Genomic DNA, 23,937 nt, shown 5'->3' with positions numbered 1-23,937 from the left:
ATTACTGCGAAGGCGGATGTCCAGAAGGTGAACACCAGCACGCGAAGGGGCGAGCTGCACGGGAAGAGGTTGTACGCCGGCCGGGCGGTTGGAACCGGGCTGGTAGACAGCTGCGACCAGCGGATAAGGTCTTCCAGAGCAGCGAGAGGTGGTTGATGGCGAAGGAGAGCGGCATGGCAGGCACAGGCGGTCGCGCAGCCGGGGCCAGGTACCGGCAGTTGGCAGCCGACTTGCGGGAAGCCATAGCCTCGGGGGCCTACGGGGCCGGCGGCCGTCTGCCCAGTGAGGAGGAACTCGCCCGGCAGTACGACGTGTCCCGCGGCACCGTTCGCCAGGCGCTGGCCGTACTGCGCACCAACGGCCTGGTCACGTCCCGACGTGGTACACGACGCGTCGTACTCGGCACCGCACGCACTCAGAGCTTCTTCGAGTTGCTGAGTTTCACCCGCTGGGCACGATCGATCGGAGAGGAACCGGGCGGCCGCACGATCGATGTCGAATGCCGTCCCGCCGGCCCGTTGGAGTGTGAACAACTCGCTCTCGAACCCGGGTCGCGGATATACCAGGTGCTGCGGCTGCGGACGCTGTCGCGCGTGCCGATCATGATCGAACGCACTATTTACCCTGAGCGTGTCGGCACTATGATCGCTGGCCTGGAACCCGATGCCACCTCGCACACCGAGCCACTGGCGGACCTCGGAGTGGTGTTCGCCGACGCCGAACACACCATCGACCTCGTCTACGCCGACGCAGAGGACGCGCGCCTGCTCGGCTGTGCGTCCGGCGGGCCGCTGATACGGGAGCGGCGGCGCGTGACGGATCCGGCGGGCACGCCATTGGCGTGGTCGGAGGACCGCTTTCTGCCGGGCACGGTGGCATTCACGGTGCACAACTCGGTGGCGACGACCGCGCTTTCGCGCCGCCGTGGCTGACTACCGATCTGGAGGGCCGATGAGCCACGACGACACGCCATTCACGGGAGTGCGGGAGATGCCCGGCCTCCGGCTCAGCCTGCGCGCGCTGGAACACAATGTCCAGCTCATGGCGGATTGGTGTCGCGATCAGGGCGTCCAGGACGCAGCGCGATCAAATCACGGTCGTCACCGTCGAGGAAGAGGAGGATCGGTGACGTCCGAAAAACCGCGCTGTCGATCCTGCTGACCCTGAGCCCGGCATTCACCAGGCCCACGACCGTGCCATGGACATCGGTCACCGGGGCTGTCGCCTGTATCTCATAGCCGAGAGGATCCTGGACGCTCTCCACGTACGTGTTGCCGGCCGGCGCCGGTCCGATAGTGGCCACCATCCTCTTCCCGATGCGTGCCGGATTTGTCTGTGTGTAGCGGAACCCGTGCACATTCGACACGACAATGAAATTGACACCGCCGCGTTTACGGGCCGCCTCGGTCAGCGGCTGGAGCACCGCCGTAGGATTCGGTGACTACAGCGCTTGCTGGATCCCCGGCGCATGGGCGAACGTCTCGGCGGCGGTGACCGAGCGGTCACGCGCGTTGCGTGTGCTCTCGCTGCGTGCCAGGAACACGAGAGCCAAGACCGCAGAAGCAATGGTCGGCAGCACGATTGCCGCCTGCAGGAGGAAGACCCGGCCGGCGATCCATCGGAGGCTGGCGCCGGACAGTGGTGCACGTTGGTTGGGCCCGATAAGGCGAGCAGGTGGAAGCTCATGATCACTCTCCAAGGACTTCTCGATGCCGTGGGAGCGTCCGTGTTGTCAGAGGTGTCCGCTCCCGGCAGGGCTCCGGTCGCGTTGGGTGAAGTGGTGATCGCCGAACCGGACAGCGAGCTCGAGTTGGGCAGGGGTGACGTGATCCTTGGCGTGAACCTGGTCGACCGAGAAGCGGCCCTTGGGCTGTTGTCACTGTGCGCCCGGCAGTCCGCCGCCGCGCTGCTGCTCAAGGCACCGGCAGCCGTGGATGCGGAGGTGACCACGGCGGCGACGGCCGCAGGAGTCGCACTGATACAGGTCGCACATCAGGCAGGGTGGGCCCAGGTCGTCTCGCTGCTACGCGCAGCGCTCGACAGTGACAGGCTCGCGGAGTCAGTCGCGGGCCTTGGAGTGGCTGAAGCCGCGGACTTGTTCGACCTGGCCGATGCGATCGCCAACATCATCGACGCTCCCGTCACCATCGAGGACCGGAGCTCGCGCGTACTCGCCTACTCCACCCGGCAGGAGCGTGACGACGAGGCACGCGTGGCGACGATCATGGGCCGTCACGTTCCCGACGAGGTGAACGCGCACTACCGGCGGCACGGCGTCTTCCGCAAGATCGCCCAGAACAAGAGGCCCATCTACGTTCCTGCAGTCGTCGAGGGAACCAAGCCCCGACTCGTGGTGCCTGTGCATGCAGGAGGGGACGTCCTCGGCTCGATATGGGCAATCGTGCCGGGTCCGGTCCCGGCCGAGCGCGCCGTGGCATTCGCAGCCGCCGCGGACGCCGCGGCCCTGCACCTGCTCCGTCGTCGTGCAGAGGCTGACCGGGAGCGCCTCGTACTTACGGACATGGTCGCGCGAGTGCTGCACGGGAAGGCGGGTGCCGTGGATGCGGCGCGCCTCCTCGGGCTGTCGGCCGGACCCTGGCGGGTGATCGCCGTGGGCGTGCGCTGCGATGGTGCTGACGAGGCCGAGACGCAACGCCTGGCAGTGCAGGAACGACTGTCCCGGTTCCCCGGCTCACGTCTGCGCTCACCAGCAGCTGTGATCGGCAGCGTGGTCTACGGCATCGTGGATGCCGAGCCAGTGGCCCCTGCTTCGCGACGCCATTCCGAGTGGCTGTACGAGCTCGGCGAGACCGCCGGCCGGGCCACGCAACTCGTCGCCGTGGGCGGGCTCGCTGCCTCCGTTCCAGAGCTTGCCGCCTCCCGGGAGCAAGCCGACGACACGCTCGGACTGCTCATGTCCGGGCTGATCACGGACTCCCAGGCCGTCCACGACGACGTATGGGCCAAGGTGGTCCACCGTCGGGTCGCCCTCGCTGCCTCAACCGCCCGGACCGCGGACATCGGGCCTCTGCGACATCTCGTGAACCACGACCGCGAGTGCCGCACCAGCTACGTGCCGACTCTGGAAGCCTGGCTGGAGGAGATGGGCGACCCCAAGGCCGCCGCCGCCCGGTTGCACATCCACCCGAACACGCTCCGCCACCGGATGCGTCGTCTGCGGGACGTCGTGGAGCTGCAGCTGGACAGCCCGGACGTCCGTTCCGCACTGCTCCTTCAACTCACGGCCCTGCGCTACGGCGCGGAGAGCGGCGCACCCACCAAGGAGGATCACCAGGCCTGACGGCCTGCGTGAGCGTCCCCTGTGGCGCCCGGCACGTCTTTTCTCCCTCGTTGTCCCAGCAGCACTCCCGGCCGCCGCAGCACAGTGCCGTTCGCACGATGACGGCACGTTGTCCCCGCCGCCACCATGGCTCCACCCGCAGCCCAACGGGGCATCGCAGGATCCCATGGAAGGACGACGGCGTGACAATCGGCAGCCCCCACGAGGCCCCCAGCCACACGCACCGAGCGGAGGAGAAAACGCCGCTCGCGGAGGCCCGGATCGATCTCGCAGCGATCCGCGACAACGCGGCCCGGCTGCGCGATACGGCACGTTCCGCCGAAGTAATGGCCGTGGTGAAGGCCGACGGTTACGGACACGGCATGGTCCCCTGCGCCCGCGCGGCGCTGGCCGGCGGCGCAACATGGATCGGCGTCGCCCGCATGCATGAAGCGCTGGCACTGCGCGCATCGGGCATCAGCAGCCGAATCCTCGCCTGGCTGCTGGGCCCCGGCGACGACTGGGCTTCCGCCATGGTCGAAGGGATCGAACTGTCGGCGGGCGCCACGTGGGCGGTCGAGGCGGCGGCACAGGCGGCGCAGGTCACAGGCCGCCCGGGCCTGCTGCACCTGAAGATCGACACCGGACTGGGGCGCGGCGGCACCTCGTCCGCCCAGTGGCCTGCGCTGGTCGAGGCTGCCTCGCGAGCGGAGGCATCCGGGCATGTTCGGGTCGTGGGGATCTGGTCCCATCTGGCTCACGCCGACTCTCCCGGCCATCCCGGGTGCGACCGGCAGGTGGAGAACTTCCGGGACGCGGTTCAGCTGGCACGAAAGGCCGGGCTGAGCCCTGAAGTCCTGCACCTGGCCAACTCGGCCGCCACGCTCACCCTTCCACAGACCCACTTCGACCTCGTGCGCCCCGGCCTCGCGCTCTTCGGGCTGAGCCCGGTACCGGAGTTGGCCGGCCCGGCGGCCCTCGGCCTGCGGCCGTCGATGACGCTCACCGCACGGCTGGTCTCCGTCAAACGTGTCCCCACCGGACACGGAGTCTCCTACGGCCACCGCTACCGCACCTCCTGCGAGACGACGCTCGGCCTCGTCCCCCTCGGGTACGCAGACGGCGTACCCCGGCACGCCTCCGGCACCGGTCAAGTCCTCGCCGCCGGCCGTTGGCGCACGGTGGCCGGCACGGTCTGCATGGACCAGTTCGTCGTCGACCTCGACGCCGACACGGCCGCAGTCGGCGATGAGGTCGTGCTCTTCGGCCCCGGAGACCGCGGGGAACCCAGCGCCGAGGACTGGGCGCGTGCCGCCGGGACCCTCTCCTACGAGATCGTCACGCGCATCGGTGGCCGCGTACCGCGTACGTACACCGATGGTTCCAGCCACGACGAACGCTGAAGTCGCCCCACTCACCAGCCCGGATCAGAAAGCCTCCGGAATGACTCACAGCACCACACCGCTTACCGTTCCTAGCCAGTGTGCATGAGTGAGTCCTGGACCCACTGCTGCGTACTGGGCGCATCCCGAACGGTGTTGGATGCGCTGGGTTCCCGCTTTCGCGTCCCGCGCGGCGACGGCCCTCCAGGGGGCCGGTCCGTTGCGGGTGGGCGGGTACCCTCACGCCCCCGGCCACCTGACCCGGCCTGGACGGTCCAATGCCCCGCACGATCACTCCAGAGAGCTACTTGTCACGGCCGCGCACTCGGCGCCGGGCTGGTCAGGGGCAGATGATGTAGCGGCCGCGGAGGCCGCCCTCGGCGGTGGCCCGGTGGGCTTCGGCGGCCTGGTCCAGCGGGACGACGGCGTGGACGCGGGTCGGGAGGTCGCCGGCGGCGGCGCGGGTGAGGAGGTCGGCGAGTCGGGTGCGGTCGGAGGCGGTCACCACGGAGGTGACCGAGATTCCGCGCTCGGTGGGGGGTTCGAGGCCGGGCCGCAGGCCGACGTAGGCGCCGCCGTCGCGGACCAGCTTGAGGGCCTGGTCATTGAGTTGTGCGGGGTCGACAACTGCGTCCCATTCCGGCTCGGCGTGTGCGGTGAAGTCGGCGCCGAGGCTGCGGACGAACTCCTCGTCGCCGGCGCGGGCGAGCCCGGTCACCTGCCAGCCGCGTTCCTGGGCGAGGACGGTGACGTTCGCCCCGACCGCCCCCGCGGCGCCGGTCACCAGCAGTCGGTCGGCCCCGGCGGGCGCGTCGCCGAGCAGGTCGACGACGTGCGCGGCGGCCAGCCCGTTGAGGGGGACCGTGGTCGCGGCCAGCAGGTCCAGCCCGTCGGGGACCGGGGCGACGTCGGCCGCTGAGACCACGATCTGCTCGGCGTAGGTGCCGTAGTCGCGGTCGAAGCCGGCCACCAGGCCGGCCACCCGGGTGCCGACGGCCCGGTCGACGCCCGGCCCGGCCGCGTCCACGACGCCGGCGAACTCCCAGCCCAGGCCGGTGTGTTCGGGCTGCTGGACCAGACCGATCGAGTGGAAGAAGCCCGCTGCGACGCCGAGGTCGGTGGGGTTGACCGTCGCCGCAGCGATGGCGACGCGGATCTGGCCGGGGCCGGGCTCGGCGACGGGCACGTCGATGATCTCGATCGAGTCGGGCCCGTTCGGGATGCGGACGACGGCGGTGCGGAAAGTGGCAGCACTCATGGCTTTGTTCCCTTGCGGCGGGGTGATTGTTTCCGAGCTCCATGCTGGTTTCGTTAACCTCTTCGCGGAAGCAGGCACTTGAAAGTGCGTAAGCCCCTCTCGGGTACCGAAGGAGCGATCAATGTCGACACGGACAGCGGCTCAGCGCCGGGCCGAGGAGAAGACGAGCTACAACGCGTTCATGGCGGGCTGCCCCAGCCGTCAGCTGCTCGACCGGATATCCGACAAGTGGGTCGCGTTGATCCTCGCGGCGCTCGGCAGCGACGGCCCGTACCGTCCCGGGGTCGACCACGGGGACGGGCCCCGAGCGATGCACTTCTCCGAACTGTCCCGCCGGCTCGCTGGCGCCAGCCAGAAGATGCTCACCCAGACCCTGCGCTCCCTGGAAGTCGACGGCCTGGTCACCAGGACCGTCACACCCACCGTGCCCGTCACTGTCACCTACGAACTGACCGAACTCGGTCTGTCCCTGAACCGCGTCGTGGCCGGCCTCAAGGACTGGGCCGAAGCGCACATGAGCGACGTGCTCGCCCACCGGGAGGAACACCACCGCGCGGCAGCCGAACACTGAGCTTGCTGTTCAAACCTCCAGCCAGTCGAATCGGGGCGTTCGGCGGCGTTCCGTGAGTCGAGTCCGCGCCGGTTTCTCAGCGTCGGAGGGGTCGCGCGCCCGCGAACGAGGCCGTCGGGTGCGACCGAAATGAGCTACTCGAGGACGAATCTGTAGCCGGGCCGGTACCCCGGTACTGGCTGCCGTCCTCCCTGAGACCGACGCCCCAGGCTCAGCCGGCCGAGCGGCAGGCGGCGAGGAGCGCCACCGTCTCGTCCCACAGCTCGCGCTGCACGCGCGGGTCCCGTCCGGGCTCTGGGCACTGCAGCGGGCGGGCGTCACGCACGGAGAAGTAGCCGCCGCTGGTGCGGCTGAGGGCCGGGTCGGTGGCGAGCCGCACGATGATGCCGGCGCCCTTGCGGGGGTCGCCGATCTTCAGGGTGTTGAGCACACGCTGCAGTACGGCGGAGCCTGGCAGATCCCGACCGAGGCCGGTCGCGTTGAAGCCGGGGTCGCAGCAGTTCACGGTCACCTTGCCCGTGTCCAGGCGCCGGGCGAGTTCCTGCGTCCACATGATGGTCATCAGCTTGGTGCGCCCATACAGGGCCATCGACTCCCGGCGACTGTAGGGGCCAGTGCGGCGCAGGTCCTCGGCCGGAGCAATCGTCTTCGCCTGCTGGGATGCCTCGGAGGCGACGTTGACGATCCGGGCCGGGGCGGAGGCCCCGAGCCTCGCCGTCAGCGCCCCGGTCAGGACGAACGGGCTCAGGTAGTTCACCGCTGTCATGTCCGCGAAGCCTTCAGCGGTGACCCGCTGTGCGAAGGCGTGCAGACCCGCGTTGTTGATCAGAACGTCCAGGCGCGGGTAGTACGCGGCGATCTCCTCACCCACCCGGCGCGCGTGCGCAGTCAGGCCGAGGTCGGCGTGGAAGACGTCCACGGGCGCGTCGGTCACCTCATTGAGGTCGGTGACGAGCGCTTCGGCCTTGCTGCGGGAGCGGGCCACGGCGCCGATGCGGTAGCCCTGGCGGGCCAGCTCGAACGCGGCGATGCGGCCCAGTCCGGAGGTAGCTCCGGTGATTACTGCGACGGGGCGTTCCATCTCACAACTCCATTCATGAGGTACCTCACGATTGTGTTGTGCGAGGATACCCGAACCATGGACCAGCCCGAAGTAACAACCACGGCCAGCACTCCGGAGCAGGTGGGGCTCTCCTTCCTCACCCTCGCCCACGGTCTGCGCGAACAGGTCGACCGGTACATGACGTCGACCGCCGGCCTGTCCCTGTCCCGCACCAAAATCCTCCGGGTACTGGCCGACCGCGGCACGCTCCACCAAGCCGAGCTCGCCACCACGCTCGGACAGGCACCCCGCTCCGTCACCCAAGCCGTGGAAGGCTGCGAACGCCTCGGCCTGGTCGCCCGGACCGGCGACCCCGAGGACCGCCGCCGTAAAACCGTCTCCCTGACCGAGACGGGCCGCGCGACGCTGGCAGCCGCAGAGCAAGCTGGAACGCACGCACTCCGCCGATGCTTCGACTCGCTCGAACCACAACAGCTGGCAACACTCGACGCACTGCTCAAGCACCTCGGCACAGCCCTCACAGGCAACAACGCCAACTGACGCGCACCGCAAAAGAAGCCCTTCCACACAACCGACATCAGGCGTCAGACCCAGTGAGGATCGGAGGGTCGTCACTGCAGGTCAGGTGGCGAATCGGTACTCGTTGATGACGCCGCCAAGGATGACGCTGCCGGCACGCAGGTATCGCACAAGGTTCTTCTCGTGCGGGTCACCTTCGCCGCGCACGGCAGCGACCAGGGAGGGTCCGTACGAATTCCCGTGCCTCAGTTCCCTGAACTCGCCGAGGAAGCGGTCTGAGTGTGGGTCTCGCTGGTCGTCGCCAGGAGCGTAGTCGATCAGACGCCTGGTATCCCCTGGGCGGGCTGTGGCACTGCCCCAACGGGAAAGGCCACGGCCTCGTCGAAGTGGGTCCGGGTCAGCAGGCAGTAGTGGAGCTGACCGAGCATACGGTTGAATATCCGTGGCGTCGAAGATCGCGTACTGCTGCTGGAACTCATCGACAAACGCTGCCGTCAGACGTGAACGAAGCCACGGGCCGCACGCACGAAGCGGGAATCAGGTTCCCCGGACTCCCTGAGGGGATACCCAGGAAGGTGGTACCTACCGTAGGAGGGCCCTGTGCGGGACTTCAACTGGCTTGTTTCCGCGCCGATCGCGCACCGTGGCCTTTTCGACACCTCGCTCAGCATCCCCGAGAACTCCCTAGCGGCATTCCGTCGCGCAGCCGAGCGGGACATCCCGATCGAACTCGATGTCCAGTTGGCCCATGACGGCACACTCGTCGTTTTGCATGATGCCACGCTGGAGCGGATGGCAGGGTCCCCATTGCACGTCTCCCAGATAGGCCGTGTGGACTTGGGGCGGTTGCGTCTTCGTGACTCCGGTGAACCGGTGCCCACTCTCGAACAGGCCCTGGAGGTCATCGACGGCCGGATCCCTGTCGTCATCGATGTTCGGCGCTGGAGTTCAGAGTTGAGCCCACGACTGGAAAGAGCAGTAGCTGCGAGAATTCAAGACTACCGCGGCCCTGTCGCTCTGCAATCCTTCGACCCTCTAGCCGTATACCGGCTACGGCATCTGATCAATGACAGACCTGTTGGGCAGGTCTCCGGGGCATTGCGCTCCGCGAGCTGGGCGGCCGCGTTGATCGGTCGAACAATGGTCACCAATTTTGCGACATCTCCGGACTTCATCGCATACGAGTTCGAGATGCTGCCGTCCCCCTACGCCACGCTTTGGCAGCGGCGAGGTATCCCACTTCTTGCCTGGACCATCACCTCAGCAGAGACTGAAGCCCGCGCCACACGCGTGGCGGATAACTTCTACTTCGACGGGTATCTACCGGCGGCCCACCAGGGGCCAACGATATGAGGGAGGCCCCGTGGGGAAATCTGTGCAAAGGTTACGCGCTCCGTCCCTGCACGAGTTCCTGAATGTTGCTGAGGATGAGTTAGATGCGGCAGTGGAGCGGTATGTCCAAAAGTTGCGACACTTTTACGACGCCCGCGCACGCTGGCACAGACGAGGTCATCGGTTCAGCGGCATCGTTGTGATCATCACCGGTGCGCTACTTCCGCTGCTCGCCACCTCTCAATTCGCCCATAAGGAACTGGTCCTGTCACTTGTGGGTGTGGCCATCTCTGCAGTCACAGCTCTGCGCTCCTTCTACCGCTTCGACCAGTCGTGGATTCTGCTGCGTAATACCGAGATAGCGATCAGCCATGCGTACCTCAAGTGGAAGATCGCCCGCCTCGGGACAGCGGGTGAGCCGTCTTCCGCCGAGCACAGAGAGGCCGATACACGCGCACTGATCGACATGATCATGGGTATCCGTCGCGATGAAGCCGAGTCGTTCTTCAACGAGCTGCCGACGCCTCAACCTGTCACGGGCGGACAGAATCCTGGGCTGCCGGATGCCCGGCACCGGGTGTGAGAACGGACATGGCATCGCGGGCGCGTGGAGCAGCTGGTGCGCGCGTGCCGTCCCGACGGCGCGCCCGCCGCACACGGTCGCGGCATGCTGGTCGGTCAGCCCGAGAGCCTGATCACCTGCGAACGCATGGAGAGCGCCCCGTTCCTCATGCGTGACCAGCGGCAGAAGGCGGAGGAAGACGACTTCCTGCTGGACGACCTCACATTCGCGTGGGGACCACCCACCCGCCTCAGCCAGTGAACCTCTGGGGCAGACGTCGATGGGCCGCATGCACGGAGACTTCGGTACATGCGGCCCGTCGACGTCGGATCTGGCGAGATGATGCGTGCACTCAGTCGGAAGCCCCGTCAATCAGCCGGTTTCGAACTTGTCCTTGATGTGGACGGGGGTGGAAGTGGACCTTCCTGTTCTGTCCGCTCATGGATTCTTCAGTGTTCGGCGTCGGGTCTTTCGCAGTCGCAATCTTGATGCCGATACTCAGCGGGAGGTTCTGCCGGTGTCCCGAGTTCTGGGAGTAGGTCGGCTCGGTGAACCCCAGCGATGTGTAGCTGCCGGAGATCACCATGGTGTGGTCGATCTTGCCGTCCGGCTTCTTCTGTGGATCCCAGTCGGCGAACAGCAGGTCACCGGGTTCGAGGTTCCAGACGTCCATGTTGTCGGGGTCGACGCCGCCGACGATCGCCAGCCTCCCGCGTTCATGGCCTGCGAGGCGAAGTTGGTGCAGTTGTTGTCCTGCTTCGCTCGGGAGAATGTTCCGTTGTACCGGTCCTGGTAGACGACATGGACACCGTACGGGGCCGTGGCGTCGACACCGGACCAGTAGCGCGCGTACTTGGCTGCCGCGTCGCAGTCGAAGGTCTTGGTGCCCTGCATGCCGATCGGGGCTTTCTTGGAGGCATCAGCCGCGGGTGAGTAGCGATCTCCTGTCCCCACCTGCAGGTCGACGCCTGTCGTCAGGCCGACGTTGATGCCGAACCTGCCGTCGCCGCCCTCCTCGGTGCTGGGGACTGGAAGAGCGCGGAAACCAAGAGTCCCAACAGCGTCAAGTACTCAGTCCCGTTCGACATCCACCTCGGTGAGTTGCGCGTACCGCCCGGGGTCGGTACGGCGGATGCGCAGGGCCACCACGATCCCGGCTACGAGCACCACCGGCAGCGGCACCAGCAGCGCCGCGTTGACCGCCCCCGTGCGTCCGGTGAGCAGATCGAAGTGGAGCGTGGCGAGCACCGACAGGACGGCGAGACCCACGAAGGCGATCAGCGGTGCGACCGCGACCCGCCAGACCGACATGCCGCACCGGTCACGGCGGAAGAAGAAGCAGACGGCGAGCGCGGCCAGCGCCTGCATGATCATGATGCCGAGGACGCCGGTGCTGTTGGTCCACAGGAAGATCTCGGAGTACGGATCCGCGCCGATCAGCGCACCGCCCACCACGATCACCAGGCCGAAGACGGTCTGCACCACGACTGCCGTCACCGGTGAACCCTGCCGGGCCGACACCCGGCCCAGCCGGCGCGGCAGCAGGCCTTCGCGGCCCAGGGCGTAGAGGTAGCGGGCCGCGGCATTGTGGAAAGCGAGGGTGGCGGCGAACGCGCTGACCACGATCAGCACATGCATGGAGTCGGCGAGCCAGGGGCCGACGAACTGGTCGGCCGCGTGGAATGTCAACTGCGGGCCGTCCGACGACCGGGCCATCGCGACCGACTCGTCCGTGCCGAAGCTGCCCATCAGGATCCATACCCCGACGGCGTAGAACAGCGCCAGGAACCCGATCGCGACAAAGGTGGCGCGGGGCACCGTGCGCTCCGCGTCGCGTGCCTCCTCGGCGTAGATCGCGGTCGCCTCGAAGCCCGTGAACGCGCCGATGACCAGGACGAACATCCCGGCCATGCCGCCGGAGGAGGCCAGCACGGACGGATCGAAGGACGTGAGGTCCAGTGCGTCGGTTCCCCGGCCCGCCAGCACCCCGATATCCATCACCAGCAGCACCAGGACCTCCAGGACCAGTGCCACCCCCAACACCTTCGCGCTCAGCGTAACCCGCAGCCAGCCCAGCACCCCGGTGCCCAGCACGCAGAGGGTCGACAGCGGCCACCAGGGCAGCTCCGCACCGGTGAGATCGCTCAGCGTCGTCGAGGCGAAGTAGCCGAACCCGGCGGCGACACCCGGGGCGACCAGGTTGTACGAGAGCGTCGCCAGGTAGGCGGTGGCGACGCCGAGCGTCCGGCCGAGCCCTCGGGCGACATACGCGTAGAAGGCTCCGGCATTGCGTACGTAGCGGCTCATCGCAGTGAACCCGGCGGCGAACAGCACCAGCAGCGCACCGGAGACCAGATAGCCGAGCGGGGTGCCCGGACCTCCGATGCCGATGGCGAACGGCGCGACACCGGCCAGCACGGTCAGCGGCGCGGCCGCCGCCACGACGAAGAAGACCAGATCGAAGGTGCCGATCTGCCCCTTGGCGAGGCGCCCCGCCGGGCTCCCGGACGACAGGGCGGTGTTCGGGATGTCGGAGGAGGGGGATGTGGGCGGCGGGACGGTCGTCGAGGGTTGCGTCATCGGTGGTTCCTCAGGTGCGAACGGGCGGCAGGACGCCGAAGTTGATGCCGACACCAGGCATGGGTCAGCGGAAAAGACCAGTTCAGAGCGGCCGGATTAGGCGCGGCGCTCAAGCTATCTGGTATACCGAATACCAAGCAAGGGTCTGCAGAACCTTTCCGAAATCTGCGATGATCACGGCACGGGAGCCGGAAGAGACCGGCTCAGACGGGCAGGAAGCGAGTCCATGAGCAGCAGCCGAACCGCCGGCCTCACCGCCACCGGCACCATCGGTGCGGCACATCAGTCCCTGCGCGACCAGGTCTATGTGGAACTGCGCGAGAGGATCATCGACGGCCGCTACCCCTCCGGGCACCGGATCGTCGAGCGGGAACTCGCGGACGAGCTGGGGGTGTCCCGCATCCCCGTACGGGAAGCCATTCAGCGACTGGAGACCGAGGGATTCATCGCCGCCCAGGCACGAAAGGGCGCGTTCGTCGCCCCGCTCGGCCCGGCCGAGGCCGCGCACTTCTTCGACATCCGGGAACGCCTGGAGGCGCTGGCGGCCTCGCTGGCCGCCCAGCACGCCGACCGGGACGGCCTGCGCACCCTGGAAAGGCTCCTGGACCGAGCCCGCCGCGTCGCGGACTCCTCCCGCCGGACCCGCGAACTGGGCTCGGTCCATGCCGACTTCCATCAGCAGATCGTCGTCATGTCCGGCAATCCACTGCTCCAGGACCTGATGGCACCGCTCGACGGCCGGTTGCGCCGGCTCTTCAGCCTCACCTCCGAGCCGGGCGACGGGCCCGTGATGTGCGGCGAGCACGAACTGCTCTACGAGGCGATTCGGAGCGGCGACGCGGAGGCGGCGGAACGGATCGCCCGCAGCCATGTGGCCGGGACGCGCGATACCGCGATGCAGATGCTCGCCGCCACCGCGGCCACCGATGAACCGACGGATCCCGGCCCCCGTCGGCGGCCCTGACCAAGACGACCGTCCCACGCACGACGTCCCGCACCACGAAGGAGAGCCCGCCCCATGGCGACGCCCGCCCCCGCCTGCCCCCATGTCCTGTTCACCACCGTCCGTTCCCTCGACGGGCGCACCCGTGACCTGCTGGTCTCCGACGGCCGGATCGCCGCGTACGACCCGGCGGAGTTGCCCGACGGCTGCGTGACCGTGGACGCCGCGGGAGCCCTTGCCCTGCCCTCGCCCGTCGACGCGCACATCCACCCCGACAAGTCGACCTGGGGCGGGCCCTGGCTGAGCCGCGAACCCGCCGACACGCTCCGGGACCTGATCGACGGCGATGTGCGGGCCAGGACGGCCTTCACGACTCCGGTGGAGGAGCGGGTCGGGGCACTCATGGACCGGGCCATCGCCCGTGGCACCCGCGCCATGCGGGCCCATGTGGATGTCGCCCCCGTCCACGGCCTCTCCGGGGTGCACGGGGTGCGGGCGGCGGCCGATGCCCGCAAGGACCTCCTCGACGTCCAGATCGTCGCCTTCCCCCAGCTCGGCCTGTTGAGCGAGCCCGGAACCGCCGAACTCATGGAGCAGGCCCTGTCCGAGGGGGCCGACGTGGTCGGCGGCCTCGACCCGATCGGCATCGACGGCGACATGGACGGCCAGTTGGACTTCGTGTTCGGGCTGGCCGCCCGCAAGGGCGTACCGGTCGACATCCATCTGCACGACGGCGGGCCCGCCGGCCTGCGCCAGGTCACCGAGATCGCCCGGCGTACCGTCGCCGCCGGAATGCAGGGATGCGTCACCCTCGGCCACGCCTTCGCCGTGGCCGAGCTCGGGGGTGACGAACGCGACGCCGTAGCGGCGCGGTTGGCCGACGCCGGCGTCTCCCTGGTCACCTGTGCCCTGGGCGGTGACCCGGTCCTGAACCCCGCACGGCTCACCCCGCACGGCGTGCGGGTGGCCGTCGGCTCGGACGGCGTGCGCGATGCCTGGACGCCGTTCGGTGACGGCGACATGCTCGCCCGGGCCCATCTGCTCGCCTACCGCACGGATGCCCGCACCGATGCCGAACTCGCGTCCTGCTACGAGGCGGTGGCCCAGGGCGGCGCCTCTCTGCTCGGTCTGCCCGCCTCCCGGCTGGAGACCGGGGACCCGGCCGACTTCGTCCTGGTGGCCGCCGGTTCGCTGCCCGAGGTAGTCGTGGACCGCCCGATTCCGTCCATGGTCGTACGGGCCGGCCGGGTCATCGCCCGCGAGGGCCGGCTGACTTAGAGGGGCTACCGGGCCGGTCGGCCGCGGTCGAGCGCGCGGTCGGTGAGGGAGCCCGCGCATCCGGTGTACCGGGCGGGGTCGGTCAGTTCGCCCTGATCCGGACCGGCGAGTTCGGGCTCCTCGTCCAGCACGTCGGCGAGGACGTCGGCCGGATCCGTGGTCTCCGCGCGGGCCCGGGCGGCGGCGTTCACCAGGACCTCCTTGGCACGCTTGCGGCCGATCCCGCTCGGCGAACACGGCGGCCGGCCGATCCGCGACGATCAGCCCTTCGGTGAGCTGCAGCCACGCCCCGGCCAGCCGCTCGTCGTCGGCGGCCAGCGAGCCGTACAGCGTCGCAGCCAGGCCCGGAGCGCGACGGGCGGCCGCCACGATGAGTGTGGCGCGCACCGGGTTGGCCTTCTGCGGCGTGGTGGACGAACCACCGGCCTGCCCCTCCCCCGACCGAACCCACCCTGAGAACGTCAGTGACCGAGAGGTGCCCGTATGCGCTCTGGCTGAATGACGGTCCTGAGCAGGCCCGGAAAGTTCAGCGCAACGGAGCCGTCTGGACAGTCGCACACTCAAAGACCGAGTCTGCGCGTCGGCAGGCCGCCCGGCCAACCGTGGGACGCCGGCACGCATTCAGGCATCAAACAGCACTGCACGCCGGACGCGACAGCGGTGGCCGGGGACACGATCGGCGCCAACGAGGTGGTCAAGGACACTCGGTTCGCAAACAACGTGATCCACTCGGCCGGACGGGACTACAAGGCTGCTCCGGGCGTCACGATCCTGTTCGGGCAGGACCTGCGGATGGTTCACAACGAGGTCTTCGACACGCCGTACACGGGCATCACCGCGGGCATCGTCCAAGGACACGCCACCGATGCGGACAACCCGGGAAACAACCCGAACGTCAACGCACGGAACGTGATCAGCAACAACCTGATCTACAACTACATGCAGGAACTGCGTGACGGCGGGGCAATATACGTCGAGGGCCACCAGGCTGAGTACATCGAGAAGGCCGACGGCACCCTCGACATCGCCGCCACACGAGCCAGCGGGTTCCGTGCCTCGGGGAACGTGGCCTTCAACGACCGCCCGGACACGAACTACACCTACTACGACGATGCCGGCTCGCAGTTCATCACCTGGGACAGCAACGTGGCGTTCAAGACCTCCGGGGCCTCGCAAGGCGGCTGCTCGCCGGCCGGCTACCTGTGGACGGAGAACAACTACCTGTCGGGCCGCATCGGTCGGTACCCCTGCCCACCGGACCCGCTGGCCGTCGTCACAGGGAACAACACCGAGATCCCCAGTTCGCCCACGCTCGCCGACGTCCCCGAGGGCAAGTTCGCCGAGGCCGGGCTGGAGCCGGCCCACCGGGCCCTCTCCCGGTCCGGCCTGCTGGAGCTGCGCTACGAATCCCCGCGCTCGGCCGACGGCACGCGGCTGCTGGCCGTGAGCGGACTGACCGACCACACCCGGATCTACGCCGGTCGTACCCTGCTGGAGCAGCGCCGCATCAGCAGCACCTTCGTCGAGGTGGCCGTCCCGGACGCGGTCGCCTCGCATCCGATCTCCGTCGGTCGGCCGGCCCATCCGCACCAGTGGACCCGAGTGAACGAGACCGACCCGAGCACGACCAGTTCCGGTTGGTCACGCTCCTCCGGTCGTGGACTCGGGGACCTCCACGACGATCTCCTCTATGCCAAGGAGAACGGGTCCACCGTCTCCTTCCGGTTCACCGGATCCCGGGTTCGCATCTACGGGGAGACCAACGCCGACCAGGGCGAGCTGGCCATCACCGTCGACGGCGGCGATGCGGTGATCGTCGACACCCGGTCGCCCTCGCGTCAGAGCAACACCGTCGTCTACGAGACCCCTCGGCTGAATGACGGGGAGCACGCCGTGACCATCACCAAGGTGAGCGGCACCTACGGCACGTTCGACGGCTACGAGTACTTGGACCGTTGGTGAGCCCGACGGCCTGAACGAGCAAACTGTCCTCCCAGCGGGGCCGTGAGCAGCATCCCGCTGGGCGGTCCGAACCCTGCCAGGGACGACGGCCAATCGGATCCCCCTGGACGGCGGCCTCGGCGCACCGCTGAAGTGCCCCCGAAGCTCCCTCATTGGGCCGCGATCGGTAGTTCAGAGAATGTCGCCCTCACCTTGGCGACGTTCTGGTGCGCGACCGCCGTCTGTTCGTCCTCGGACAGGCGGCGGTCGCGCAGGCCCGGCACCGTGCCGGATGGTGACGGTCACTCGGAGTAGGCGCAGCGGAAGCCGGTGTGCCCGGCGGAGCTGTCCGGAGCATTGGCCGTGCGGGCGGCGACCCGGTAGCGGTTGCAGTAGGAGTGGTGACACATGTGGGAGCCGCCGCGCATGACGCGGGCCTGGCCGGTGACTGGCCCGAGCGGGTCGCTCCGGGTCCGGGGGGTGTCGGGGGCGTGCCAGTCGGGGCTGAACCAGTCGGCGCACCATTCCCAGACGTTGCCGGAGGTGTTGAACAGCCCGTAGCCGTTGGGGGCGAACGCGTTCACGGGGGCGGTGCCGGTGTAGCCGTCCTCGGCGGTGTTGCGGTGCGGGAAGTCGCCCCGCCAGATGTTGCAGCGGTGGCGGCCTTTCGGGGTGAGTTCGTCGCCCCACGGGTAGCGCCGCCGATCGAGCCCGCCGCGGGCGGCCATCTCCCACTCCGCCTCGGTGGGCAGGCGTTTGCCGGCCCAGGCCGCGTAGGCATGGGCGTCGTTCCAGGAGACGTGCACCACCGGGTGGTTGGGCCTGGCACCGATCGACGAGCCGGGACCTTCGGGGCAGCGCCAGGACGCTCCGCGCACGGCGAGCCACCAGGGCGCGCCCGGCACGGTTCCGTCGATGAGGTGGCGGCGGGCCTCGGGGGCGAGGAATCCGGCGAAGACGTATGACCAGCCGAACTGCTCGGCCTCGGTGGTGTATCTGGTGGCTTTGACGAAGGCGGCGAACCTGGCGTTGGAGACCGCGGCGGTGTCGATGTGGAAGGGCTTGAGTGTCACCTGCCGGACCGGGCCCTCGCCATCGTCGGGGAACGCGTCGGCGTCGGCGCCGCCCATCCAGAACGTGCCGCCGGGGATGGCGGCCATACCGCGCAGGACGTCCCGGCGATCCCGCCGTGCCGGACCCGGCGCCCGTCCGGTGCACTGTGCCCCGGTTCCCGATGGGCCAAAGGGGCGGCGCGGGCCGCAGCACGCACCGCCACCCCCTGCCGCCGCGCCGTCCGACGAGGGCGGACCGTGACTCAAGGAGATGTCGATGCCGTCCATGACGTTCCTTCCCGTCACACACGCGGCGGGGCAGTCCACTCGCCGACGCGGACGTCGCCCGCCAGGCCGTCGCACCAGCCGCCGGCCTCGCCGGAATGCGGAGCCGAATTTTTCCTTATCCAGATCATATTAATGAGAACCTGATCCACGCAACGCGCATCAGCGTGTTCCCAAGTCGAGCCCCGAGACCATTTCGACGTCCCGGAGACCGGCCCCGGACCGGGGCGATCAGTCGGAGACCGTTCCCTGCCGCAGCAGGAGGGCCACGGCGCCCAGAGCGGCCGCGTTGACGCCGAGGTCGGCCTGGACCACTTCGACCCGGCGCCTGGCGAGCGGGAGCGCCAGCTGTGCCACGGCCTGCCTGACCGGGTCGAGGATCAGGGAGCCGAGCTGCGCCAGCTCTCCTCCGACGACGATCCGGGAGGGGTCGAGTTGCGCCACTGTCCCCGCCAGCACCCCACCGAGCCGCCGTGCCGCGGCGCCCACCACCTCCATGACGACCGGCGACAGGTTCTGAGCGGCGGCAACCAGCCCGTCGAGTCCGTCCACCTCAAGGCCTCGCCGGACGCACTGCTCCAGCAGAGCGGCCCCGCCCGCGAAGCCCTCCAGGCACCCGCGGCCACCGCAGTGGCAGCGTTTGCCGGCGGGGTCCACGCTCACATGGCCGATCTCTCCGGCACCCCCGTGCGCACCGGCCACGGCCCGGCCTCCGACGACGAATCCGCCGCCGATTCCGGTGGACCAGCGCACGTACACCAGGTCCTCCACTGCGCGGCCGGCACCCCAGGTGGCCTCGGCCAGCGCCGCCGCCCGCGAGTTGTTGCCGAGAGCCACGGGCGCGTCGAACACGTCGTTCAGCTCGCGGCGGACCTGCTCGATCTCCTTCGCGTCGATCTCGACTCCCGGTACACCGGCAAAACCGGCGCCCAGACCGGCCAGCGCGGCGAGGCTGATGCCCGCCTCCGCGCCGGCGCTGCGGATGAGGTCCACCGCTGCGGGAACGACCACGTCCGCGCGAACACAGGAAGGCACGTCGCACGCGTCACTGGCCACGACCTCGTGCGAGGCGTTGACGATGACGGCACGCATCCGGGCCCGTCCTATGTCCAGGCCGGCGTACAGGCCGGCCGCAGGGTTGAGCACCACCTGCGAGGCCGGGCGGCCCCGGCTGCGGCTGCCGTTGTCGACGGCCTCGCGTTCGAGGAGCACTCCGCTGTCCAGCAATGCCGCCACGGTGCTGAACAGCGTCGTCTTGGGCAATCCGGTGCGGCGTCCCAGCTCCGCACGGCTCAGTGCGCCGGATCGTCGGAGTTCGGCGAGAACGAGTTCGTCGTTGGCAGCCCGGGCACGGCGGGCGGGGGTAGCCGTCACAGCATCATGATGGGCCCTGGACAGGCTTTCCGGCAAACTTCGGAAGAATTCCCCACCGTACCAAACGTGCGGGGGAAGAGCTTTCGGAGCAGTCCTGTTCATGACTTCGGCTGTGCGGCCGCCGTCCTGCGGCACCGCTCCTTCATCCACAAATAGTGCTGGATTCGGACTAAAGACGTCGATGCCCCGGCCCGGGGAGGCGAGGCATTTCAGCGATGTCCTGATGGACGGGCAGGACGACGCCGGGTGCTCGCCTCCCCGGACATCCGCGTTCCTCCTCCTGGTGCGGTGCGGTCTCTACGACCCGAGAGCCTTGAGGACGACCTTGGGCAGCCTGGTGCCCTCCTCCGTCCTGAGGGTGAAGACGACCTCCTGGCCGCCGGCAGGCAGTTGACCGGACGCGGACAGCGTCACGGTGACCGAGCCGGTGCGTTGCCCGGCCACCCGGAGTGTCCCGGAGGATGGCGCGACATGCAGGCCGGAGGGTGCGTCGGCCTGCCAGGTGACGGTGTGTCCGGTGAAGTCGACGTCGTAGGCAGTGAGCGTCACTTCTGCGGAGCCTCCGGGCGCGACCGTGGCACGGTCGGGTACGACACTGCCGGCGGCGGGGCTTCGGTACTCGTCGGCGATCGCCTGGCGTATTGCGGCGTCCTGATACGACGGGCTCTGGGCACCCCACCGCTGCCGCACCTGCTGATTGGGCAGCACCACTCCGGCGAACCGGTTGGCCTCCACCGCCCGGCGGTACTTCTCACGGACCGCGGGGGTGCCCGAGCGGCCCACCTCCATGTCGGCCAGGGCGATGTCGGTGTTGAGCACCAGCCGGTCGACGACGAGCCGTCCGGAGTCGTCGGCCACGCCGTCCCGGGCGTCCAACAGCGCTGTCCGGGCAGCGGAGTAGTGCTCCACCCCGTCGGCCGCACCAGCACTGCCGTTGAAGACGTCGGGATCCTTCCCGGTGGCGGTGAAGTAGCGGCGCATCGCCGATACGGCGGCCGGGCCGAACCGCGCGGTGAGGTAGCCGTCGAGGTACGCCGGGCCGTCCAGGCCGGGGTCCCATGCCTTGGCCGCCACCAGTGACTGCAGGTGCTCATGTGGGATCCAGTCAGCGGGCTCGCAGTACATGCCCATGCCGTCGACGCCCAGGGCCGCCTCGAACGCGACGTCCGCGGAGACCGTGTCCAGCACCTGCACCGGCAGGCTGCGCCAGCGGTAGCGCCGGTAGTACTCGTACATGCACAGCGTCCCGTCGAAGGACTCCCGCCACCGCCTGAGCGGCCCGGCCAGCTTCGCGTTGGCGGCGACTGCCGAGTCGCCCAGTCCCCCGGTGTAGTTCCGGGTGATCGGCGCGAAGTCGACGATCACGTCGGGGTCGCAGGCGTAGGCCGAATCCGGCGGCTCCACCGTGGACGCGTACGCGATGCGTTCGACCCGTACGCCGGGCAGTTGCTCGCGCACGGCCGCGGCCAGCTTGTTGACCACGACGGACTCGGCGTTGGACGGCGTACCGTAGCGGCGCAGGATCTCGTTCTGGAACTGCCAGACGTCCGGCGGCCAGCAGTCGAAGACGGTGATCTCCGGACGTGCCCGGAGGTATTCCACGACCCGGGAGACATAGGCGTCCAGCGCCTCGGGGTTGTAGATGTCGAACAGCGGCCCGCCCGAGGTGTAGTACTGCGGGTACTGGGCGGGCGGCAGGAAGCTGTCGTAGCCGTGCCCGCCCACCTCGACGTCAAGGCCGCGGCGGGCCGCCTCGCGGGCGATGACGTCGCGCATCGAGTCGTAGGTGGTCACGCCCTGGCCGAGGTAGTCCTTGGGGATGACCAGGGTGTTCAGGCGGTTCTTGGCCATCCAGTCGATCAGCGGCGGCAGCGAGGAGCGGGTGTGGCTGTAGCCCTCCTCGACGTACTGCCGCCGCAGTGCCCAGCCTGGCCTGCTCACGTACCGCTGCGGCGCCACCTGCAGCGAGCGGGAACGTGGGACGTGTTCGGAGTGCCCCTCGTAGAAGGCGAACGACGGGGCGAAGAAGCGGACGCCGAGTTGCTCGACCAGGGCGTAGGCGGCGTAGAGCGGGCCCCGGTCGCCGGTGCCGAGAAGCACTGCGCGGTCCTCGCCCGTGACGACGGCGAACGAGTCGGCCGGTGCGTCGCCCAGGGCGTCCCGGGCATCGGCGATCCAGGCGTCCGGCACGGTGCGGGACGGGCCGGAGCGCAGCACCACCCCGCTGCCGGCCGGTGTCCTGGGGCGCACCTCCGCCTCGGTCAGCGGCAGGCTGACGCCGGTGATCGCCAGGATGTAGTCACGCACCTCTTCGGCGGCGAACCGCGCCACCTCGGAGCCGTACCAGGTGATCGTGGCCACGGCGTGTCCCCCATCGACGAGGGGCAGCGGTCCATCGGAGTCGGCGGGCAGGGCGGACGCAGGGGTGGCACCGAGGGGCAGCAGGGCCGCTGCGGCTGCGCCGGTGGCGCCGATGAGGAAGCTGCGGCGGTGAAGACGGGTCTGCAAGTGAGGCTCCTTCGGGTCTGGCTGCGGATGCCGTGACGTGATGCCGATTCATTCCGAGTTCGGATCGATCGCGCGGACAGTTCGTCGTTCGACGCGAGGCGCCGTCAAAGGTCGCCGCCGCGGGAGTTCCTCGACGGAGCCCGGCCCGGAGCGGGCTCCTGCGGCGGCCCCCTGGCCGGCGGTACAGAGGCCGCCGGCGAAGCCGGCCGCTACTGGCGGCCGTCGGCGGTGCCGGCTGCCTTGTACTGGTCACCGAGGTAGTAGTTCTTGGCCTCCCCCGGAGAGGACAGTTTGCCCATCTTGACGAAGACCCCCGTCAGGCCGTCGAACCAGCCGTTGACCGTGCCGTCGCCGGTCAGGTCGGTGAGCTCCCGGGAGGAAAGGATCTTGACGTACTTGGTGGAGTCCGCGAGCTGGTCCTGGGGGAGCTTGAGGAAGTCCGCCGCGACCTTCTCGGATTCCTGCGGGTGGGCGGCGATCCAGTCGTCGGCCTGCCGGAGCACCGAGGTGACCTTCTTGGTCAGGGCGGGGTCCTTGGCAGGGAGGTCCGGCCTGGCGACGAAGACGTTGGGGAAGGTCAGCTTCGGGTAGTAGTCGCTGGTCTGGCTGATCTCGACAAGGCCGGGGACGCGCTTCTTGACCGTGTCGATGAGCGGATACCACAGAGCTGCCGCGTCGACCTGGCCGGAGGAGACGGCGGTGACGATGGTGCTCGGGTCCATCGTGACGCGGGTGACGTCGCCCGGCTTCAGACCGGCCCGGTCCAGCGCCAGGTTGAGGATCATGTCGCCGGAGGTGCCCTCGGCGACCGCGACCTTCTTGCCCTTGAGGTCGGCGGGCTTGCTGATGCCGGTGCCGGGGCGGGCAATGACGCGGTCGGCCTGGCCGAGCATATTGACCGCGATGATCTTCGCCTTCCCCGAGGCGGGAAGCCACAGGGCGCCCGGGCCGAGGTAGCCGAAGTCGAGGTCGCCGGCGCCGAGCGCCTGGACCTGCAGGGGGCCGTTGGTGAAGACCTTGAGATCGGGATCGAGCCCGGCCTTCTCCCAGAGGCCCTGCTTGGCGGCCACGGCGAGTGCGGCCGAGCCGCTGTAGTCCGCGATGTAGCCGAAGGTGACCTTGGTGCCCTTGCCGGAAGACGAGGGAGCGCCGTCGCTGCCGCAGGCGGTGGCGGTCAGGGCGAGGACGGCGGTCGCGGCCCACAGGCCGATGGTTCTGCGCTTCATGATGCTGCCCCTTCGAGCATGGACGGCTGGTGGTACACGGCGTTCCAGACCTGCCGCCGCAGTGCGGCGAACTCGGCGGACAGTCGCATCTCTTCGGTACGGGGATAGGGCAGGCCGACCGGGATGACCTGGTGGATGCGCCCGGGGCGTGCGGCCATGACGACGACCCGGCTCGCGAGGTACACGGCCTCGTCCACGTCGTGGGTGATGAACATGACGGTGCGGCGGTCGCGGCTCCAGGTCTCCAGCAGGGAGTCCTGCAGACGAACGCGGGTCAGAGCGTCCAACGCGCCGAAGGGTTCGTCCATGAGCAGGACCTTGGGGTCCACGGCGTACGCCCGCGCGATGGCGCACCGCTGCTTCATACCTCCGGAGAGCGTCTTCGGCAGGGCGTCGGCGAAGTCGGTGAGACCTACGATGTCGATCATCCGCCGTGCGGCGGCCCGGCGTTCCTTCTTGCCGACCCCTGCGACCTTCAGCCCGAACTCGACGTTCTCGCTGACGGTCATCCACGGGAACAGTGCGTACTGCTGGAAGATGACGCCACGTTCGGGGCTGGGGCCGTACACGGTCTCGTCGCCCACGGTGACGGTGCCGCCCGTCGCCTTCAGCAGGCCGGCTGCGATGTTGAGCATGGTGCTCTTGCCGCATCCCGACGGCCCGACGACCGTGACGAACTCGCCGTCCTCGATGGTGAGGTTCACGTGGTCGAGGGCGACGAAGTCACCGCCCTTGGCGTCGAAGTTCTGGTAGACGTCGTGGAATGTGATGGCGGGCATGGGG

23 protein-coding genes and 1 pseudogene are annotated in these 23,937 nt (G+C 69.0%); 11 read left to right on the top strand and 13 right to left on the bottom strand.

Annotation, left to right across the window (positions count from 1 at the left end; all coding sequences use genetic code 11):
* Positions 1-173: 173 nt before the first annotated feature.
* Complete coding sequence (locus tag ACFU8W_RS32355) at positions 174-932, top strand: GntR family transcriptional regulator (protein WP_384044697.1); 759 nt, start codon at positions 174-176, stop codon at positions 930-932.
* Positions 933-1,039: 107 nt separating this feature from the next.
* On the opposite strand, the gene ACFU8W_RS32350 is transcribed toward ACFU8W_RS32355, so the two are convergent.
* Positions 1,040-1,423, bottom strand: a complete 384-nt coding sequence (locus ACFU8W_RS32350) for a hypothetical protein (protein WP_384044695.1) — start codon at positions 1,421-1,423, stop codon at positions 1,040-1,042.
* An 18-nt stretch (positions 1,424-1,441) separates the two neighbouring features.
* Entirely contained in the window at positions 1,442-1,579 is a 138-nt protein-coding gene (locus ACFU8W_RS32345) for a hypothetical protein (protein WP_384044692.1), read from the bottom strand.
* 105 nt (positions 1,580-1,684) lie between these two features.
* Between ACFU8W_RS32345 and ACFU8W_RS32340 the strand changes: the two genes are divergently transcribed.
* Positions 1,685-3,301: a PucR family transcriptional regulator gene (locus ACFU8W_RS32340; protein ID WP_384044689.1), complete on the top strand. Its 1,617-nt coding sequence runs from the start codon at positions 1,685-1,687 to the stop codon at positions 3,299-3,301.
* A gap of 188 nt (positions 3,302-3,489) precedes the next feature.
* A complete protein-coding gene (gene alr / locus ACFU8W_RS32335; protein ID WP_384044775.1) occupies positions 3,490-4,683 on the top strand; it encodes an alanine racemase in 1,194 nt (397 codons plus the stop codon).
* A 319-nt stretch (positions 4,684-5,002) separates the two neighbouring features.
* Here alr and ACFU8W_RS32330 read toward each other — a convergent pair whose 3' ends face one another.
* Positions 5,003-5,920, bottom strand: coding sequence for an NADP-dependent oxidoreductase (locus ACFU8W_RS32330; RefSeq protein WP_384044686.1), 918 nt, complete (start codon positions 5,918-5,920; stop codon positions 5,003-5,005).
* 121 nt (positions 5,921-6,041) lie between these two features.
* Between ACFU8W_RS32330 and ACFU8W_RS32325 the strand changes: the two genes are divergently transcribed.
* A complete protein-coding gene (locus ACFU8W_RS32325; protein ID WP_384044683.1) occupies positions 6,042-6,491 on the top strand; it encodes a winged helix-turn-helix transcriptional regulator in 450 nt (149 codons plus the stop codon).
* A gap of 211 nt (positions 6,492-6,702) precedes the next feature.
* Here ACFU8W_RS32325 and ACFU8W_RS32320 read toward each other — a convergent pair whose 3' ends face one another.
* Positions 6,703-7,572, bottom strand: a complete 870-nt coding sequence (locus ACFU8W_RS32320; protein ID WP_384044679.1) for an SDR family NAD(P)-dependent oxidoreductase — start codon at positions 7,570-7,572, stop codon at positions 6,703-6,705.
* Positions 7,573-7,629: 57 nt separating this feature from the next.
* Here ACFU8W_RS32320 and ACFU8W_RS32315 point away from each other — a divergent pair, with 57 nt between their 5' ends.
* The 4 genes from ACFU8W_RS32315 to ACFU8W_RS32300 all read left to right on the top strand — a co-directional run bounded on the left by ACFU8W_RS32315 (position 7,630) and on the right by ACFU8W_RS32300 (position 10,228).
* Positions 7,630-8,094, top strand: coding sequence for a MarR family winged helix-turn-helix transcriptional regulator (locus ACFU8W_RS32315; protein WP_384044677.1), 465 nt, complete (start codon positions 7,630-7,632; stop codon positions 8,092-8,094).
* A gap of 579 nt (positions 8,095-8,673) precedes the next feature.
* Positions 8,674-9,426 carry a glycerophosphodiester phosphodiesterase family protein gene (locus ACFU8W_RS32310; protein ID WP_384044674.1) on the top strand — a complete coding sequence of 251 codons (753 nt, stop codon included), beginning with the start codon at positions 8,674-8,676 and terminating at the stop codon, positions 9,424-9,426.
* A 10-nt stretch (positions 9,427-9,436) separates the two neighbouring features.
* Complete coding sequence (locus ACFU8W_RS32305; protein WP_384044671.1) at positions 9,437-9,988, top strand: DUF4231 domain-containing protein; 552 nt, start codon at positions 9,437-9,439, stop codon at positions 9,986-9,988.
* Positions 9,989-10,072: 84 nt separating this feature from the next.
* Positions 10,073-10,228, top strand: coding sequence for a hypothetical protein (locus ACFU8W_RS32300; RefSeq protein ID WP_384044668.1), 156 nt, complete (start codon positions 10,073-10,075; stop codon positions 10,226-10,228).
* Between the two features lie 91 nt (positions 10,229-10,319).
* Here the strand turns inward: ACFU8W_RS32300 and ACFU8W_RS32295 are convergent, their stop codons facing one another.
* The 3 genes from ACFU8W_RS32295 to ACFU8W_RS32285 form a co-directional block, all read right to left on the bottom strand.
* The gene (locus ACFU8W_RS32295) at positions 10,320-10,640 is read right to left on the bottom strand and encodes a hypothetical protein (RefSeq protein WP_384044663.1); all 321 of its coding nucleotides are present in this window, start codon (positions 10,638-10,640) and stop codon (positions 10,320-10,322) included.
* A complete protein-coding gene (locus ACFU8W_RS32290; RefSeq protein ID WP_384044660.1) occupies positions 10,547-10,861 on the bottom strand; it encodes an amidase domain-containing protein in 315 nt (104 codons plus the stop codon). The genes ACFU8W_RS32295 and ACFU8W_RS32290 overlap by 94 nt, the downstream gene beginning before the upstream one ends.
* Positions 10,862-11,038: 177 nt before the next feature.
* On the bottom strand, positions 11,039-12,547 hold the full coding sequence (locus ACFU8W_RS32285) for an APC family permease (protein WP_384044657.1): 1,509 nt from the start codon (positions 12,545-12,547) through the stop codon (positions 11,039-11,041).
* Positions 12,548-12,773: 226 nt separating this feature from the next.
* Here ACFU8W_RS32285 and ACFU8W_RS32280 point away from each other — a divergent pair, with 226 nt between their 5' ends.
* Together ACFU8W_RS32280 and ACFU8W_RS32275 are read left to right on the top strand one after the other, a co-directional pair.
* On the top strand, positions 12,774-13,511 hold the full coding sequence (locus ACFU8W_RS32280) for a GntR family transcriptional regulator (RefSeq protein WP_384044654.1): 738 nt from the start codon (positions 12,774-12,776) through the stop codon (positions 13,509-13,511).
* A 54-nt stretch (positions 13,512-13,565) separates the two neighbouring features.
* A complete protein-coding gene (locus ACFU8W_RS32275) occupies positions 13,566-14,768 on the top strand; it encodes an amidohydrolase (RefSeq protein WP_384044650.1) in 1,203 nt (400 codons plus the stop codon).
* A 5-nt stretch (positions 14,769-14,773) separates the two neighbouring features.
* Here ACFU8W_RS32275 and ACFU8W_RS32270 read toward each other — a convergent pair.
* Positions 14,774-15,203 (bottom strand): annotated as a pseudogene (locus tag ACFU8W_RS32270) (3-carboxy-cis,cis-muconate cycloisomerase); the annotation flags it as partial.
* A gap of 225 nt (positions 15,204-15,428) precedes the next feature.
* On the opposite strand from ACFU8W_RS32270, the gene ACFU8W_RS32265 reads away from it, so the two are divergent.
* A complete protein-coding gene (locus tag ACFU8W_RS32265; RefSeq protein ID WP_384044647.1) occupies positions 15,429-16,730 on the top strand; it encodes a hypothetical protein in 1,302 nt (433 codons plus the stop codon).
* A gap of 281 nt (positions 16,731-17,011) precedes the next feature.
* Here ACFU8W_RS32265 and ACFU8W_RS32260 read toward each other — a convergent pair whose 3' ends face one another.
* The 5 genes from ACFU8W_RS32260 to ACFU8W_RS32240 all read right to left on the bottom strand — a co-directional run bounded on the left by ACFU8W_RS32260 (position 17,012) and on the right by ACFU8W_RS32240 (position 23,933).
* Entirely contained in the window at positions 17,012-17,869 is an 858-nt protein-coding gene (locus tag ACFU8W_RS32260; RefSeq protein WP_384044644.1) for a formylglycine-generating enzyme family protein, read from the bottom strand.
* A gap of 408 nt (positions 17,870-18,277) precedes the next feature.
* Positions 18,278-19,420, bottom strand: a complete 1,143-nt coding sequence (locus ACFU8W_RS32255; RefSeq protein WP_384044641.1) for an ROK family transcriptional regulator — start codon at positions 19,418-19,420, stop codon at positions 18,278-18,280.
* Between the two features lie 297 nt (positions 19,421-19,717).
* Positions 19,718-21,928, bottom strand: a complete 2,211-nt coding sequence (locus ACFU8W_RS32250; RefSeq protein ID WP_384044639.1) for a DUF4838 domain-containing protein — start codon at positions 21,926-21,928, stop codon at positions 19,718-19,720.
* 209 nt (positions 21,929-22,137) lie between these two features.
* Positions 22,138-23,154, bottom strand: a complete 1,017-nt coding sequence (locus tag ACFU8W_RS32245; RefSeq protein ID WP_384044636.1) for an aliphatic sulfonate ABC transporter substrate-binding protein — start codon at positions 23,152-23,154, stop codon at positions 22,138-22,140.
* Positions 23,151-23,933 (bottom strand): ABC transporter ATP-binding protein, encoded by a 783-nt coding sequence (locus ACFU8W_RS32240; RefSeq protein ID WP_384044633.1) that lies wholly within the window; start codon positions 23,931-23,933, stop codon positions 23,151-23,153. The genes ACFU8W_RS32245 and ACFU8W_RS32240 overlap by 4 nt, the downstream gene beginning before the upstream one ends.
* Between the last annotated feature and the right edge of the window lie 4 nt (positions 23,934-23,937).

Origin of the sequence: Streptomyces sp. NPDC057565 (assembly GCF_042801455.1) — a bacterium.
GTDB lineage: Bacteria > Actinomycetota > Actinomycetes > Streptomycetales > Streptomycetaceae > Streptomyces > Streptomyces yanii.
Note: the sequence above shows the minus strand (reverse complement) of the source record. Positions and strands in the feature narration are given on the sequence as shown.

Excerpts from the sequence above, each read along its gene's own strand:
- ACFU8W_RS32285 (WP_384044657.1), bottom strand. The coding sequence starts at position 12,547 with ATGACGCAACCCTCGACGACCGTCCCGCCGCCCACATCCCCCTCCTCC.
- ACFU8W_RS32325 (WP_384044683.1), top strand. The coding sequence starts at position 6,042 with ATGTCGACACGGACAGCGGCTCAGCGCCGGGCCGAGGAGAAGACGAGC.
- ACFU8W_RS32295 (WP_384044663.1), bottom strand. The coding sequence starts at position 10,640 with ATGGACGTCTGGAACCTCGAACCCGGTGACCTGCTGTTCGCCGACTGG.
- ACFU8W_RS32280 (WP_384044654.1), top strand. The coding sequence starts at position 12,774 with ATGAGCAGCAGCCGAACCGCCGGCCTCACCGCCACCGGCACCATCGGT.
- ACFU8W_RS32240 (WP_384044633.1), bottom strand. The coding sequence starts at position 23,933 with ATGCCCGCCATCACATTCCACGACGTCTACCAGAACTTCGACGCCAAG.
- ACFU8W_RS32245 (WP_384044636.1), bottom strand. The coding sequence starts at position 23,154 with ATGAAGCGCAGAACCATCGGCCTGTGGGCCGCGACCGCCGTCCTCGCC.
- ACFU8W_RS32300 (WP_384044668.1), top strand. The coding sequence starts at position 10,073 with ATGCTGGTCGGTCAGCCCGAGAGCCTGATCACCTGCGAACGCATGGAG.
- ACFU8W_RS32290 (WP_384044660.1), bottom strand. The coding sequence starts at position 10,861 with ATGCAGGGCACCAAGACCTTCGACTGCGACGCGGCAGCCAAGTACGCG.
- ACFU8W_RS32260 (WP_384044644.1), bottom strand. The coding sequence starts at position 17,869 with ATGGCCGCCATCCCCGGCGGCACGTTCTGGATGGGCGGCGCCGACGCC.
- ACFU8W_RS32340 (WP_384044689.1), top strand. The coding sequence starts at position 1,685 with ATGATCACTCTCCAAGGACTTCTCGATGCCGTGGGAGCGTCCGTGTTG.
- ACFU8W_RS32275 (WP_384044650.1), top strand. The coding sequence starts at position 13,566 with ATGGCGACGCCCGCCCCCGCCTGCCCCCATGTCCTGTTCACCACCGTC.
- ACFU8W_RS32330 (WP_384044686.1), bottom strand. The coding sequence starts at position 5,920 with ATGAGTGCTGCCACTTTCCGCACCGCCGTCGTCCGCATCCCGAACGGG.
- ACFU8W_RS32315 (WP_384044677.1), top strand. The coding sequence starts at position 7,630 with ATGGACCAGCCCGAAGTAACAACCACGGCCAGCACTCCGGAGCAGGTG.
- ACFU8W_RS32320 (WP_384044679.1), bottom strand. The coding sequence starts at position 7,572 with ATGGAACGCCCCGTCGCAGTAATCACCGGAGCTACCTCCGGACTGGGC.
- ACFU8W_RS32355 (WP_384044697.1), top strand. The coding sequence starts at position 174 with ATGGCAGGCACAGGCGGTCGCGCAGCCGGGGCCAGGTACCGGCAGTTG.